At 69.7% G+C, this 15,277-nt stretch carries 8 protein-coding genes; 2 read left to right on the top strand and 6 right to left on the bottom strand.

Annotation, left to right across the window (positions count from 1 at the left end):
• Positions 1-107: 107 nt before the first annotated feature.
• The gene (locus FKR81_RS18660) at positions 108-317 is read left to right on the top strand and encodes an SgcJ/EcaC family oxidoreductase (protein WP_146353358.1); all 210 of its coding nucleotides are present in this window, start codon (positions 108-110) and stop codon (positions 315-317) included.
• Here the strand turns inward: FKR81_RS18660 and FKR81_RS18655 are convergent.
• From FKR81_RS18655 to FKR81_RS18640, 4 genes are all read right to left on the bottom strand, one after another.
• A complete protein-coding gene (locus FKR81_RS18655; RefSeq protein ID WP_146353357.1) occupies positions 244-1,440 on the bottom strand; it encodes an MFS transporter in 1,197 nt (398 codons plus the stop codon). The two genes, FKR81_RS18660 and FKR81_RS18655, sit on opposite strands and share 74 nt — an antisense overlap.
• Positions 1,440-8,531, bottom strand: coding sequence for a non-ribosomal peptide synthetase (locus FKR81_RS18650; protein ID WP_146353356.1), 7,092 nt, complete (start codon positions 8,529-8,531; stop codon positions 1,440-1,442). Before FKR81_RS18650 ends, FKR81_RS18655 begins: the two co-directional genes overlap by 1 nt.
• Before the next feature lie 9 nt (positions 8,532-8,540).
• Positions 8,541-11,561 (bottom strand): amino acid adenylation domain-containing protein, encoded by a 3,021-nt coding sequence (locus FKR81_RS18645; protein WP_268891572.1) that lies wholly within the window; start codon positions 11,559-11,561, stop codon positions 8,541-8,543.
• A gap of 377 nt (positions 11,562-11,938) precedes the next feature.
• Positions 11,939-12,952: a serine hydrolase domain-containing protein gene (locus FKR81_RS18640; protein WP_222598319.1), complete on the bottom strand. Its 1,014-nt coding sequence runs from the start codon at positions 12,950-12,952 to the stop codon at positions 11,939-11,941.
• Positions 12,953-13,012: 60 nt separating this feature from the next.
• On the opposite strand from FKR81_RS18640, the gene FKR81_RS18635 reads away from it, so the two are divergent.
• Entirely contained in the window at positions 13,013-13,477 is a 465-nt protein-coding gene (locus tag FKR81_RS18635) for a MarR family winged helix-turn-helix transcriptional regulator (RefSeq protein WP_222598318.1), read from the top strand.
• Here the strand turns inward: FKR81_RS18635 and FKR81_RS18630 are convergent.
• Both FKR81_RS18630 and FKR81_RS18625 read right to left on the bottom strand, forming a co-directional pair.
• Positions 13,474-14,262: an ABC transporter ATP-binding protein gene (locus FKR81_RS18630; RefSeq protein ID WP_146353354.1), complete on the bottom strand. Its 789-nt coding sequence runs from the start codon at positions 14,260-14,262 to the stop codon at positions 13,474-13,476. The two genes, FKR81_RS18635 and FKR81_RS18630, sit on opposite strands and share 4 nt — an antisense overlap.
• Positions 14,259-15,254, bottom strand: coding sequence for an ABC transporter substrate-binding protein (locus tag FKR81_RS18625; protein WP_328593148.1), 996 nt, complete (start codon positions 15,252-15,254; stop codon positions 14,259-14,261). Before FKR81_RS18625 ends, FKR81_RS18630 begins: the two co-directional genes overlap by 4 nt.
• Between the last annotated feature and the right edge of the window lie 23 nt (positions 15,255-15,277).

Below are 15,277 nucleotides of genomic sequence, written 5' to 3'. Positions count from 1 at the left end.
CCGTCCCTTCGTTTGCGAACAAACGCGAAGGAGCTTCACATTCAGCGTACTGATCAGCGCAACCCCTGACTTGACCTCCAGAGCACTGGAGGTACGAGGCTGGTCGCATGAACGACATCGAAGCCATCAAGCGGGTCGTCGCCCAGGTGCTCTTCATCCGCCCGGACGTCGCCGCGGTCAAGTTGCGCCAGCGTTCGGTCACCCTCGACGGGAAGCCCGTCGAGGGTGAGCCGGAGGGGAGCCCTATGTACGTGATGGCGAAGGAAGACGGTCGGTGGCGACTGGTAGCTGCTCAGAACACGATCGTGCAGGCTTGATCGACAGCACCGCCCAGATCAGCAGGGCACCGCCGACGGCGTGCGCGACGCCGAACAACGCCAGGCCGCCGTGCTCCAGCAGCACGCCGACGACCTGCTCCCCCACCCCGAACACCAGGCCGAGGTAGAAGATCATGCTCGCCCTGATCTGACCCAGCTGCTCGACCGGCGCCCGTTCGAGCACCTGCGCGTTGGTGTAGTGGATCCAGTAGGCGTTGACGAACGTCAGCACCACGTACAGTCCCATGTGGACGGTGAACGCGGAGACGAGAGCACCCACCACACCGCACGCCACCAGCACACCGGCGAACACCAGCGCCCACGACCGGGCGCGCTTGAGCAGCGGAGCCGTCACCCAGAACGTCAGGCCGTAGAAGAACCACGCGGCGGGGAAGGCGATCCCGGTCGGCACGAGCTGCTGCCCCTGGGCGATCACGGCCGCGTAGACCATCATCCCGGACAGCGTGGCCAGGAACCCGATCTGCAGCAGGTTCCACGGCCACAGCTCGCGCATCCAGAACCCGCGCACGGCCGCGCCCATCCGCACCGGCACCCGCTGCCACTCGAACGCGAGCGAGCCGGTGTCGGCGGACCGCCTGCGCAGCAGCATCCAGATCACCGCAACGCTGCTCACGACGTCGAACAGCAGCGCGGCGACGAGGGTGTGCGACGTCCAGGCCGGGATCGCCACGCAGATCACCGCGGCGAACACCATGGCACCCTGCGGTGAGGTGACCATCTGCAGCACCGCGCCCTGCGAGCTGGACCCGGACACGTCCGCGAGCAGCCGGTACGCGAGCACCGAGCTGGCGCCCACCAGCGCGAACCGCAGCGCCGTCCACACCAGGACGAACTCGGGGCCCGCGTCCGGCACGAGCAGGAACACGACGGCCAGCACGAGCTGGAGTCCCTGCAGCAGCGCGAACTTGTGGCCGACCCGGCCGTGGTCGGCCCACACGCCGACCACGAGGGCGCCCAGCACGCCGAGCACCTGGCGTTCCATGCCGAGCAGGCCGACGAGCCCCTCGGACTGGGTGGCCGCACCGAAGTACGGCACCAGCAGCAGCCACAGGACGGTCGATCCCAGCGAGCTCAGCAGGATCGTCGAGAAGGTTGCGCGCATCACCGCTCCATCAGAATCGCTTGCAGCGGAACGGAAACACCGAACCGGGACCTCGCCTCGTGCATGACCCGCACCGCCGTCAGCGAGTCGACGACGCCGTCCGTGCTGAGCTCGTCGATCAACGACCTCAGCAGCGCGCGGTCGATTCGCGCCTGCCCGGCACCGATCCGGTCGTAGCCGTCCGGCTGACCGTCGGGTGCGGGCGGCAGCGCGGCCAGCAGGTCGTCGACGACGAGGTCGGACAGCACCGCCTCGTAGACGGACGCGACCGTGCGCACCGCGTCGGCGCCGAGCACGCGGGCCGCCGCGTTGAAGGTCACGTTCAGCTTCTGCGAGAACAGGTCGGCGTTGAACGTCACGAGCAGCGCGAAGTCCGAGTGCTCGAACCACTTGAGGCCGCTGATGACCTGCTCGCCGAGCTGGTCCGAGTAGGCGCTGAAGTTGACGAAGTTGAACGCCGTCTCGACGAGCCGTCCACCGCCCATCGCGCGCTGGATGGACGCGTGCGAGAACCGGCGGTGCGGGATGTGCTCGTGGTCGAGCCGCACGATCTCCGCGATCAGCTCCTCCCACCGGCCGGACACCCGCGCCCGCAGCGGCACGATGTTGAGGAACAGCCCCACCATCCGCTCGGCGTCCTCGTGCTCGGGGCGGCCGTGGCCGAACACACCGGACGTCACGTCGTCCATCCGGCTGATCAGCGACAACGCCCGGAAGTGCACGGCGAGGCACAGGTGCCGCACGGACGCCTTGTGCCGCCCGGCGATCTCCACGAGCCGCGCGTACTGCTCCTCGTCGAGCGTCAGCTCCGTCTCGGCCCACCGCGCGCCGGGCTCGGGCAGCCGCGGCAGCTTCGTGTACGGCGCGTCCGCGAGCAGCCCGGTCCAGTAGGCACGCGCCTCCTCGGACTCCTGCGCCTCGAGCTCGAGCTGCACGTAGTCCCGGTACGCCAGCGGCACTTCCGGTACCTCGGTGACAGGCAGGTCCCCGAGCAACCTGCGGTAGTCCTCCAGCAGCCGCGCCATCAGGCCGGAGAAGCTCCAGCCGTCGATGATCGAGTGGTGGAAGCTCACCGACAGCGCGAACGAGCCGGAACCGGTGCGGTGCACGAAGAACCGCATCTGGGTCGGCGCGCTCCACAGGAACCCGGTGCTCTTCTCCGCGTCGAACCAGTCGTCGAGCAACGCGGACTGGTGCGCTTCGTCCACATGGGACAGATCGTGCACGGACACGTTGACCTCGCCGCGTTCGTGCACCAGCTGCAACGGCCGCGAGTAGCCGGTCACCGCGAACGACGTGCGCAGCACCTCGTTGCGCTCGACCATCGTCTCGACCAGCCCGGTGAGCACCGCGCGGTCGAACGGCAGCGCGATCCGGTAGGTGATCAGGTCGTGGAACGCGGCCTGCGCCGGATCGAGGTCGGTGTGGAAGATCATGCCGAGCTGGAGCTGCGTCGCGGGGTACGCATCCACGACACCGGACGGCAGCGCCGCCCGGTCCGGCTCGGACAGCAGCGAGAACGGCTCGCTGGCATCGGCCGACTCCTCGGCCGTGCCGACGACGGCCACCAGCGCCCGGATCGTCTGCAACCGCAGCAGCTCGTGCAGCGGCACGTCGAACCCCGCCTTGCGCAGCGCGCCGACGAGCCGGATGCCCTGCAGCGAGTCGCCGCCCAGCTCGTAGTACGCGTCGTCGATGCCGACCTGCGGCACACCGAGCACGTCCTGCCAGATGGCCGCGATCGCCGTCTCGACCTCGTTGCGCGGCGCGGCATGCGTGCCCGAGACAGCCACCTGCTGCTCGGGATCCGGCAACGCCTTCCGGTCGATCTTGCCGTTGATCGTCAACGGCCACGCGTCCACCTCGACGAGGAAGCTCGGCACCATGTACGACGGCAGCCGCTCGCCGAGGTACTCGCGCAACGCGGTCTGGTCGACGTCCGCGGCCGGCACGTAGTACCCCGCGAGGGCTTTGCCGCCCGAACGCCGAGTGAACGCGATGACCAGCACGGACGCGATCGCCGGGTGCGAGCTCAGCGCGAACTCGATGTCGCCGATCTCGATCCGGTAGCCCTGGATCTTGACCTGCGCGTCGCCGCGGCCGAGGTACTCGACGTCGCCGCCGGGCAGCCGCCGCGCCAGGTCGCCGGACCGGTAGACGCGGGCGGGCCCGTCGCCGAGGTCGAGCGACACGAACCGCTTCGCCGTCTCCTCCGGCCGGTTCAGGTAGCCGAGCGCGACACCGCCACCGGCGACCGCGATCTCCCCGGTCGTGCCGAGCGGCACCGGGTTGCCGCGCTCGTCGATCAGGTACGTGCCGAGGTCCGGGATCGGCTCGCCGATCATGCTGCCGGGCGACGTCGTGTCCGCCGCGCACACCGGGCGGTACGTGACGTGCACGGTCGTCTCGGTGATGCCGTACATGTTGACCAGCCGCGGGCGGGCGTCGCCGAAGTGGCCGAACCAGTCGGTGAGGCTCGCGAAGTCCAGCGCCTCACCGCCGAACACCACGTACCGCAGGGCGACCTCGGCCGGACCGACCCGGTCCATGATCGCCTGCTTCACCTGACCGAACGCCGACGGCGTCTGGTTCAGCACGGTCACGCGTTGCGAGACCAGGAGATCCGCGAAGTCGTCGACCGAGCGGCTCACCCAGAACGGCACCACCACGAGGTGACCGCCGTAGAGCAGCGCACCCCACAGCTCCCACACCGAGAAGTCGAACGCGAACGAGTGGAACAGCGTCCACGTGTCCTGCTCGGTGAAGCCGTACCAGTCGTCGGTCTGGCCGAACAGGCGCAGCACGTTGCCGTGCGTCACCTGCACGCCCTTGGGCTTGCCGGTCGAACCGGACGTGTAGATCACGTACGCGGGCGCGTCCGGGCCGACCTCGCGGGCGGCGAGCTCCTCGCCGGCCTCGGGAATCCGATCCATGGTCCGACGTTCCGGGAACAACGCGCAGACCTCGGGCGTGCCGATGAGCAGTCGCACGTCCGCGTCCTCGACGGTCGTGCGGATCCGGTCCTCCGGGTAGCCGGGATCGATCGGCACGTACACCGCGCCGGCCTTGATGGTGGCGACGATGCACACGACCATCTCCAGGTCGCGCTCCAGCGCGAGGCCGACCAGGTCGCCGGGCTGAACACCCATCTGCGCGGCCAGCACACCCGCGCGGCGGTCCAGCTCGCGGTAGGTCAGGCTGCGGTCGCCGCACGACACCGCGACGCGGTCACCGTGCTTGCCCACCATCGCCGCGAAGCGCTCGCCGATGCTCAGGCACCCGTCGAGCTGCGGCGCGTCCGGCCGGGCGATGGCCGGCAGCAGCTGGGCCTTCTCGTCCGCGGACAACGGAACCGTGTCCACCCACGGCGCGTCTCCGGATGCGGCCAGCGCCTCGAAGCAACCCAGGTAGTAGCCGAGGTAGCGCTCGACCTGCTCCGCGGTGAACTTGGCAGGGTCGTGCCCGATCCGACATTGCCACACCGGTTCTTGGCACTTCCCGGTGAACGAGTTCGAGCCGACGTAGACGACGAGCGGCGCGTTGGTCTGCTCGAAGTACTCGACGGAGGTGACCGCGGAACCCTGGTGCACGTGGAAGTTCGTGAAGTTGAAGATCACCTCGAACGCCGGTGCGCCGTGCAGCTTCTGGATCGCGGGCAGCGGGAACCAGCGGTGCGGCAGCAGCTTCTGCTCCTGCGTGAAGCACCGCTGGGCGAGCTCGCGCCAGGTCAGCTCCGGGTCGAGGTCGAGCCGGAACGGCAGCGTGTTGAGGAACATGCCGAGCGCGTGCTCGGCGCCGTCGACCTCGGGGCGGCCGTTGGTGACGAACCCGGTGACGACATCGCGCTGGTTCGCGACCATGCCCAGCACCCGCAGGTGCGCGGCGACGAACACGCTCTTGAGCGGCACCGACCACTCGGCGGCCCGCTGCTTCAGCGTCTCCATCAGCCGCGCGGAGATGTCCCTGCCGCGCACCACGACCTCGGCGGAACCGCCGGACGCCAGCCGCGGGACCTCCGGTATCTGGCTGTCCGCCAGCTCGGCGCGCCAGAACTCGATCTGCCGCTCGTCGGCCTCCGCCGCGACCTCCAGCTCGGCGTACCGCTGCTGCAGCACCGCACCGGACCGCGGCGGGTCCAGCTCACGGCTGGCGAGCAGGTCCGCGTAGGCCCGGCACCACTCCTCGACGAGCGTCGCGACGCTCCAGCCGTCCAGGATCGCGTGGTGGAAGCTCAGCCCGAGCACCACCCTGTCCGGCCCGGTGACGAAGAACCGCACCCGGTACGCCGGTGCGATCGTGGGGTCGACCGGAAGTCGCTTCTCCTGCTCGGCCCACGTGGCCGGGTCGACGCCGTTGAGCACCTCGACCGGCAGCGCGGGCGCGTCCTCGACGACCATCCGGTCGACGTCGAACCTGCTGCGCAGCACCGGATGCCTGCGTGCCAGCCACTCCCACGACGCGACCAGCGCGGCGAGGTCGACCCGCTCGACGGCGATCTCGTAGCGGAAGATGTCGTGGTAGACGGGGACGTCCGTCTCCAGGCTGGAGTGGTAGATCATGCCGACCTGCAGCGCGGACGCGCGCCACTCCCAGCAGTCCTCTTCGGACACCACGACCGCGGCTGAGGCCTTGCGCACCACCGCGGCGAGGTCCGAGAGTCGCTGGTGGGCGAACACGTCGCCGACGGTCAGCTCGTAGCCCGCCTCGCGCAGCGCCGCGACGACGCGGATGCCGAGGATCGAGTCACCGCCGAGCGTGAAGAACCCGTCCCGCGCGCCGACCCGCTCGACACCGAGCACGTCCGACCAGACCCGCGCGAGCAGCTGCTCCACCTCGGTGGCGGGCTCGACGAAGTCCTCGTTCGCCTGCCGCGACGGACGCGGCAACGAAGACAGGTCGCGCTTCCCGTTGTGGTTGGCGGGAATCTCGGGCACGGTCAGCACGAACTGCGGCACCATGTACGACGGCAGCTCGGCCGACAGGGCGGCGCGCAGTGCGGACTCGTCGAAGCCGGGACCGGCCACGACGTAGGCGACCAGCGCCTTGTCGTCGCCTTCGGTGACGGCCGTGACCGCGCACTCCGCCACACCGGCGGCCTTCGACGCGACGTGTTCGATCTCGCCCAGCTCGATGCGGTAGCCGCGGATCTTGACCTGGGTGTCGAGCCTGCCCAGGTACTCGATCGTGCCGTCGGGCAGCCAGCGCGCGAGGTCGCCAGTGCGGTAGTTGCGCTCGCCGTCGAACGACACGAACCGCTCGGCGGTGAGCTCCGGTGCGTGCAGGTAGCCGCGCGCGAGGCCGACACCGGCGATGCACAGCTCACCGGGCACGCCGATCGGCGCCAGCGCGCCGTTGCGCGTGCGGACGGACAACCGGATGTTGTCGATGGGCTTGCCGATCGGCACCGACCGCGTCGCGTCCACGGTGTCGCAGTCGAAGAAGCTCACGTCAACTGCGGCCTCGGTCGGCCCGTACAGGTTGACGAGCTGCGCGTCGGGCAGGATCCGGGCGAAGTCCCCGGCGTGCCCGACGGCCAGCGCCTCACCGCTCGCGAACACGGTTCGCAGTGACGACAACAGGTCCGCGCCGGCGTTGTAGGTCAGAAAGGCGTGCAGCATCGTGGGCACGAAGTGCATCGTGGTCGCGCCGCACTCGGCGATCCGGGCCGCGATCTGCGCCGGGTCGCGCTCGGCGCCGTTGGGCAGCGTCGCGACCGTCGCACCGGCGATGGACCACCAGAAGATCTCCCACACCGACACGTCGAACGTGAACGGCGTCTTGTGCAGGATCACGTCGTCCGGCGTCAGCGGGTACGCGCGCTGCATCCACCACAGCCGGTTGACGATCGCGCGGTGCTCGACGACGACGCCCTTGGGGCGCCCCGTCGAACCCGAGGTGTAGATGACGTAGCAGGCGTCGTCGGGCCCGGTCACCGGCTCGAGGTCGGTGTCGTCGTGGTCCCAGTTCCCCATGTCCGACAGGTCGAGCACGTGCGCGCCTGCCAGCACGTCCGCGGTGGACGGCGTGGCGAGCACGAGCTCGGTGCCGCTGTGGTCGAGCAGGTACTCGATCCGGTTGCCAGGCAGCGTCGGGTCGACCGGGAGGTACGCGCCACCGGCCTTGAGCACGGCGTAGATCGCGGTCAGCATCATCCCGGACCGGGGCACGCAGACGCCGACGATGCTGCCCGCGCCGACGCCGCGGTCGCGCAGCGTGCGGGCGAGCCGGTTCGCGGCGGAGTTGAGCTGCGCGTACGTGGTGCCGTCGTCGGCGATCGCGACGTGGTCGGGGTGCTCGCGCGCCCGTTCCTCCAGGAACGAGTGCAGCAGCCTGCTCGCCGGGAACTCGGCTTCGGTGTCGTTGAACGCGCCGGTCAGCAGGGCGAGCTCGTGCTCGGTCGGGGCGAGCAGCTCGGCGGCCGTGACCGCGGGGCGCGTGGTGATCGTGTGCAGGACGGTCCGGTAGGCGTCGAGCAGCCTGCGCGCGGTGGCGTCGGTGAACAGCACCGGGTCGTAGCGCAGCGCCACCCGCAGCGCGGGCTCGGTGATCAGCGTGAACAGCAACGGGGTTCCGGCGCGGTCCGCGTCGTCGCCGTCGATCTCACCGTCCACAGCGGACATGAAGTCGGTCGGGCGGGAGCCCGCGCGGTCGAGCAGGACCCCGACCGGCACGTCGAGGTTCGGCTCGGTCTCCAGGAACGCGGCGCGCACGGCGCCGAGGAGCTGCCGCGCGCTCGCGTCCCGCGCGACCTGGATGCCCAGGGGGACGGTGCGGTTGGGCGTGCCGAACTTCTCCGCGAGCGCGGGCGCGAACGCCACCACGTCGTCGCGGTCGGTGGTGCGGGCGGCCACGACCGCGACGACCGCGGCGGCGACCACTCTGAGCAGCAGCGGATCGCCGTTGGTGAGCCGCATCAGCGCGGCCGCGTCACCGGCGTCGGCCGCGAGCGTGACGGGCTCTCCGGCGTCGCCTCTGAGGTGGTCGCGGACGGCCACCACCGGCTCGACCCACTCGCGGTGCCGGTTGGTCCAGTACTCCTCTTGTGCAGGATGGGCGCGGAACGCCTGCTGTGCCTGCAATGCGCTGGTCATGAAGTCCTTCTAGAAGGTGAAGTCGGCGTGGGCTGTCGATGTGGCGCCGATGGACGCCGGCTGGTCGAACACGGCGTGGTCCGGTGCGCTGTCCAGCTCGTCGAGCAGGTCGGTGACCCGGCTGAGCAGGTACTCGGCGGACGCCGTGGTGAACAGCGAGGTGTTGTGCTCGAGCTCGAGCACGATCCCCTCGGGACGCTGGTAGGCCTGGAGGTTCAGGTCGAACCGGCACGAGTGCGGGTGCAGCAGCTCGACCTCGACGCGCAGCTCGTCGCGTTCGAAGGTGTAGAAGTCGATGTTCTGCAACGCGAAGAACGCGTCCAGCAGCGGCAACCGGCTCGGGTCGCGCGGCAGCCCCAGCCCGGCGACGACGTCGTCGAACGGGAACGCCTGGTGCTCGAGGGCTTCGGCGTGCCGCTGCTTCGTCGCGTGCACGAGGTCGGTGAGGCTCGCCTGCTCGTCGATGCCGATCCGCAGCGCGGCGGTGTTGACGAACATGCCGACCACGCCGTCGAAGTCGGGGTGCACGCGGCCGCTCGTCGGGCTGCCGACAACGATGTCGCGTTGTCCTGACAACCGCATCAGGACGGCCGAGTACGCGCTGAGCAACGCCACGAAGTCCGTGGTGCCCGCCCGCTGCGCGATCCGGCGGACCTGCTCGTTCGAGCACTTGCGGCGAACGGTCGCGCCGGCCGTTCTGCGGACCTCGGGTCTCGGGTGGTCGGTCGGCAGGTCGAGTCGCGGCGGGTCGGCCAGCGTCTCCAGCCAGTACCGCCCGTCTGCGGCGAACGTGCCGTCCGCGATCCGGTCCGCGCACCACTGCGACGCATCCGCGTAGCGCCAGCGCGGCGTGCCGATCCGGACGCCGGCCAGCAGATCCGTCAGCTGCGACACGAGAATCCCCAGCGACACCCCGTCGAACACGACGTGGTGGACGTCCAGGTAGAGCCGGTGCCGGGCGTGGTCCACCCGCACCAGCAGCGCGCGCACGAGCGGCGCCTTGGTGAGGTCGAACGGCCGGACGAACGCGCGCACCACGTCCTCGTCGCGCATGTACTGCGACTCGACGAGCTGCACGGTGACGCCGGAGTCGGCGACCTGCCGCGTTCCGACGAACCTGGTGCGCAGCGCGTCGTGCCGGTCGACCAACTCGGCGAGTGCCTCGCGCACACCGCGCGGGGTGACCGGGCCGGTGATGTCGAGCCGGACGGGAACGTTGTACGCCAACGACTTCTCGTCGACTTGCCAGTGCGTGTGCAGGCCGCGCTGCTGCGGGTGCAGCTCCGAGGGCACGCCGTCGGGGACGGCGTGGATCGGTGCGAGCTCCCTGGTCGCGGCCTTCGACACGGCGTCGGCCATCGCGGCGAGCGTCCGGTTCGCGAAGACCTCTTTGAACGGCAGGTGCACGCCGTGCCGCGCGGCGAGCCTGCCGAGCAGCGCGCCGACGGCGAGCGAGTTGCCGCCCAGCTCGAAGAAGTCGTCGCTCGGCCGGATCCGGCCGGCCCGCAGCACCTCGGCCCACAGAGTGGCGAGCTGCCGCTGGCCTTCCGGGAGGTCCGAGTGGTCGTGCTGCTCGGTCCGCGGCCGGGGCAGCTTCGCCTTGTCCACCTTGCCGTTCGGGTTGAGCGGCAGGCGTTCCATGACGACGACGTGCTCGGGCCGCATGTACTCGGGCAGCTTGGTGGCCAGCTCGGCGGTGACGTCGAGCAGGCCGGTGTCCGGCGCCAGCACGACGTACGCGCTGAGGAACTTGCCCGTGTCGTCCGCGCTGACGATGACGCAGCCCTCCACCACACCGGCACACCGGAGCAGGACGGACTCGGTCTCCTTGACCTCGACCCGGTGCCCGCGGATCTTGACCTGGTCGTCGACGCGGCCGTGGAACCAGATCAGCCCGTCGGCGTCGACGGTGACCCGGTCGCCGGTGCGGTAGTAGCGCTCGCCGTCGATCACGACGAACTTCTCGGCGGTCAGCTCGGGGTTGTTCAGGTATCCCCTGGCCAGCCCGGCGCCGCCGGTGTACAGCTCGCCCTGGTCCGCCGGGTGCCGCCGCTCGTCCAGCACCTTGACGGTGGTCTGGTTGAGGGGCCTGCCGATCGGGATGTCGCCCTCGCCGCCGGGCGGGATCTCGTAGGTCGTGGTGAACGTGGTGTTCTCGGTCGGCCCGTAGCCGTTGATCACCCGCAGCTCGGGGAACCGCGCGTGCAGCTGCGCGACGTGCCTGCGGTGCACGACGTCACCGCCGACCAGCAGCGTGCGCAGTCCGGCGAACGTCCCCGCGTCGTGCTCGGCGAGCTGCCCGAACAGCGGCGCGGTCAGCCACATCACGGTGATCCCGTTGTCCCGCAACGCGTTCTTCAACGCGTCCGGCACCAGCAGCGTCTCCTTGCCCGCCACGTGCAGCGTCGCACCGTTGAGCAGGCAGCCCCAGATCTCGAACGTGGCCGCGTCGAACTCGAGCGCTCCGGTGAGCAGCAGCCGCTCGCCGGCGTCGAACCGGAAGAAGTCCGAGTCCTTGACCAGCCGGACGATGCCCGCCTGCTCGACCAGCACGCCCTTGGGCCTGCCGGTGCTGCCGGAGGTGTACATGACGTACGCGAGCGGCGAGCCGTCCCACTCCGCGGGCACCGGCGCCTGCGCGTCGGTGTCCAGCTCGGCCAGCGTCGTGTTCGGGACGCCGGCGAGTGCGATCCCCTGGCCGCAGATCGCGAGCTCGGTGCCGCTGTCCGCGATCATGTGCGCGAGCCGCTCGCCGGGGAAGCTCGGGTTGAGCGGCAGGTACGCGCCACCGGCCATGACGATCGCCAGCGTGGCCACGATCGCGTCGGCCGACCGTTCGAACGCCATCGCGACGATCGATTCTCTCCCGACACCGCGTGCGACCAGGCCGGCCGCGATTCGGCCCGCTCTCCGGTGCAGCTCGCGATAGGTGAGCCGCACTTCCCCCTCTACCAGCGCAATTGCTTCCGGGTACCGTTCCACTTGTTCCAGGAACAGTTCCTCAACGAGCGGATGATGCTCTCCCGACATTTCCGCCGTGTTCATTTGTCAGCCTTTCCACCCCTCGGCGGGCGCGCGGAATCACAGCGCGCAGCGCCCAGCCATACGCGAATCTCAGGTCAGCTCATCAGGCCAGAAGACCAGAACGTAGTGGTCAAACACCCCTCGGCCACGAACGTATAGCTCACCAATGATTGAAGACCGCGGTCGCGAGCAGAACTCAGCGACCCCTCCGAGCGGTCGGGGCCGAGGTTAGCGATCTTCCAGAGAATTCAGCAAGTCGGCGTGACTGTGGTCACATTAATGCGGAATCGCGTAACAGGGAGGGGGCGACAAAGTAATGACTACCTCCCATTATCAGAATGACACCACATTCTCACCACACGGAACCATTAGGCGGAACGCGGTCAGATCTGGTAAAGCTCGTCCACCATCGTCGTCCAGCGGGCGTCCGCACCGGACGTGCTGATCACGAGCCGGTTCGTCGTGTACCCGAACCCGATGCCCGTGTCGGGGTCGGCGAACGCCAGCGACCCGCCCGCGCCGGGATGCCCGAACGCACGCGGGTTGGGCGAGAACGGCCGCACCTCGTTGGGCAACATGAACCCCAGCCCGAACCGGGTGTTGCCGTTCATGACCTGATCATGCCCGTCGCTGCGCACCGGCACGTCGAGGCCCGTCAGTCCGCCGTACAACGAGGCCAGCGCACGGGCCGACGCGTGCCCGTTGGCGGCCGGGATCTGCGCCCTGCGCCAGGCGAGGGTGTTCGCGACGCCGGGCACGAGCAGGGACGGCGGGTTCGCGAGCGCCTTCACCGCGATCGGGAGCGGGATCGGCATGTCACCGGCGACGCCGCCGTTCACCAGCTCGGCGGCTCGGGAGTCCGCGTGCTCGGGCAGCCCGACGAACAGATCCGGCACGCCCAGCTCGGTCTCGACGAGCGTGCGCACGTCCTCGCCGGTCACCCGGCGCAGCACCTCGCCGACCAGCCAGCCGAACGTCACCACGTGGTAGCCGTGCCCGGTTCCCGGTTCCCACCAAGGGGTTTCGGCCGCCAGCGCGGACGTCATCGCGTCCCACGAGTACAGGCTCTCGGCGGGCAGGCCGGCGCGCAGCGCGGGCAGCCCGGCCTGGTGCGACAGCAGCTGGGCGACGGTCACCGGGGCCCGGAACTCCGGCCAGTAACGGGACACCGGCGCGTCGAGGTCGAGCGAACCGTTGTCCACCAGCCGATGTGCGAGCGCCGCCAGCCAGCCCTTGGTCACCGAGAAGACGTTCACGACGGTGTCCCGCTCCCAGTCGCCGTGCCACACGTCCACGACGGTCCGGCCGCCCGCGGTGATCGACAACGCCGCGCCGCCGTCGCCGACGCCCTCGCGGAAGGCCTCGACCACGGAACGGAAAGCGGGATCGCAGATCATCGGGAACCACATCCTCAACCGAAGTTGCTAAACCATGGTTGAAGATGTCACCATCCGGCGGTGCTGTCAACCGACCGGGATCTCACGCTGCTGTTCACCGCGCTGTCCGCCGCCTGCGACGCCGCGGTCCGCCAGCGCATGGCCGACGCCGGGCACAGCGAGGTCCGCACGGTCCACGGTTACGTGTTCCAGCACCTGCTCGCCGGTCCGGTCCGGGTGACCGACCTGGCCGACCTGCTGGGCATGACGGCGCAAGGCGCGTCCAAGGTCGTGGCGGAGATGGAACGCGTCGGCTACGCGGAACGCCACATCGACCCCAACGACAGCCGCGTCCGGCTCGTCGAGATCACCGCGCGCGGCCGGGAAGCCGTGGCGGAGGGCCGCCGGGCCCGTGCGGAGGTGACCGCCGAACTGCTGGACACGCTGGGCCCCAAGGCGGACGACCTGCTCGACTGCCTCAACCACCTCTCCGACCACACCAACGCGCTGCAGGAACTCCTGGCGCGCCGCCTGCGCCCGCACTAGTCGTCGGATCCTCCTGCTCCGAGCAGTGAGCGGATGTGCGCCGCCGTGGAGCTGAACTCCGGGCGTGCCATGGTCTCCGAGTACCTCCGCACCTCCGGCAGCGACACCTCGATGACCTCCTGCACCGCACCCGGCCGGGCGGTCATGACGACCACCCGGTTCGCCAGGTAGACGGACTCGGCGATCGAGTGCGTCACCAGCAGCACGGTCGTCCCGGTCTCCCGCCAGATCCGGTGCAGCTCCACGTTCATCTGCTCGCGGGTCAACGCGTCCAGAGCACCGAACGGCTCGTCCATCAGCAGCACCCGCGGCTCGTGCAGCAGCGCGCGGCACAACGCCACGCGCTGCTGCATGCCACCGGAAAGCTCGTGCGGCAGTGCGTCCTCGAACCCGGTGAGCCCGGTCATCTCGATCAGCTCGTCGGCCCGCTTGCCCGCGTCGACCGACGACATGCCGCGCATCTCGGCCTGCAGCAGGATGTTCTTGCGCGCCGACCGCCACTCCAGCAACGCGGCCCGCTGGAACACGTAGCCGATGTCGTGGCGTGGCCCGGTGACCGGGTCGCCGAGCAGCCGAACGGTTCCGCTCGACGGCTTCAGCAACCCGGACACGAGCTTGAGCAGCGTGGACTTGCCGCACCCGGACGGACCGACGATCGAGACGAACTCACCCGGCGCGACGTCCAGCGAGACCTCGCGGATGGCGGTCACGTCGATCTTCTTCGACCTGAAGTGCACGGCGACGGAGTCGATTTCGACCGCGGCCGTCCCGAGTGTCACGGTCATCCCTTCGGTGCCACGCTCTCTTCCCAGTACGCGCCCGGATCCTGCCCCTTGGGGATGATCCCGGTGCGCACGAACGTGTCAATCGTCTTCTTCCAGTCGTCCGCGGAGTTCACGCCCGGCCCCTGCCCCTTCGAGGCGTCGGTGTGCAGCAGGGTCAGCGTGGTCTTGAACTGCTCCAGCACGACCGTCGGTGACGGCAGCTGCTCGGACGCGCCCTTCATCGAGTCGGCCGCGGCCTGCGGGTCCTTCTCGGCGGCCGCCCACGCCTCCGCGGTCGCGGCGACCATCTTCTTCACCAGCTCCGGGTCCTTCTGCAGCATCGTCTTCGACGTGAGCAGGCCGTTGCTGAAGTAGTTCAGCCCGAACTCGGAGAACTTGAGGTACGACACCGGTTTCCCGGCCTTCTCCTGCATGGTCGGGCCCTGGTCGGACGCGAACCCGAGCAGCACGTCCGCGCGACCGGAGATCACCGCGGCCATCTTGCCCGCCGCGTCGGTGTTCTGGATCTGGACGTCGCTGTCCTGCATGCCGTTCTGCTTCAGGAACGCGGGGAACGTCTTGGTGAGCGCGTCACCGGCGGTCGTGGCGACCTTGAGCCCCTTGAGGTCCTCGGGCTTCTTGATGTTCTTCTCGGTGAAGAACTGCACGGACGCGGGCGTCGTCTGCAGGAACACGCCGACGCTCTTGACCGGGACGCCCTGCTCGACCGCGGCGGCCAGCGCGGACGTGTCCGCCCAGCCGAAGTCGGTCTGGCCGGCGCCGGTGGCCTGCACGGTCTTGCCGGAACCCTGCCCGGCCTGGATCTTCAGGTTGATCCCGTGCTTGGTGAAGATCCCCTGCTTGAGACCGTAGTAGAACGGCGCGTGCTCGCCGTACGGGTACCAGTTCAGCGTCAGGGTGGCGTCCTTGGCCTGCTGGTTGGCTGGCGGCGCGGCGCCGTCACCCCCTCCGCACGCCGTGGCGAGTAGCAGCACACCGGCGACGATGGCCATTTTCTTCATCGAATCGAAGGCCC

Source organism: Lentzea tibetensis, assembly GCF_007845675.1.
Taxonomy (GTDB): domain Bacteria; phylum Actinomycetota; class Actinomycetes; order Mycobacteriales; family Pseudonocardiaceae; genus Lentzea; species Lentzea tibetensis.
Note: the sequence above shows the minus strand (reverse complement) of the source record. Positions and strands in the feature narration are given on the sequence as shown.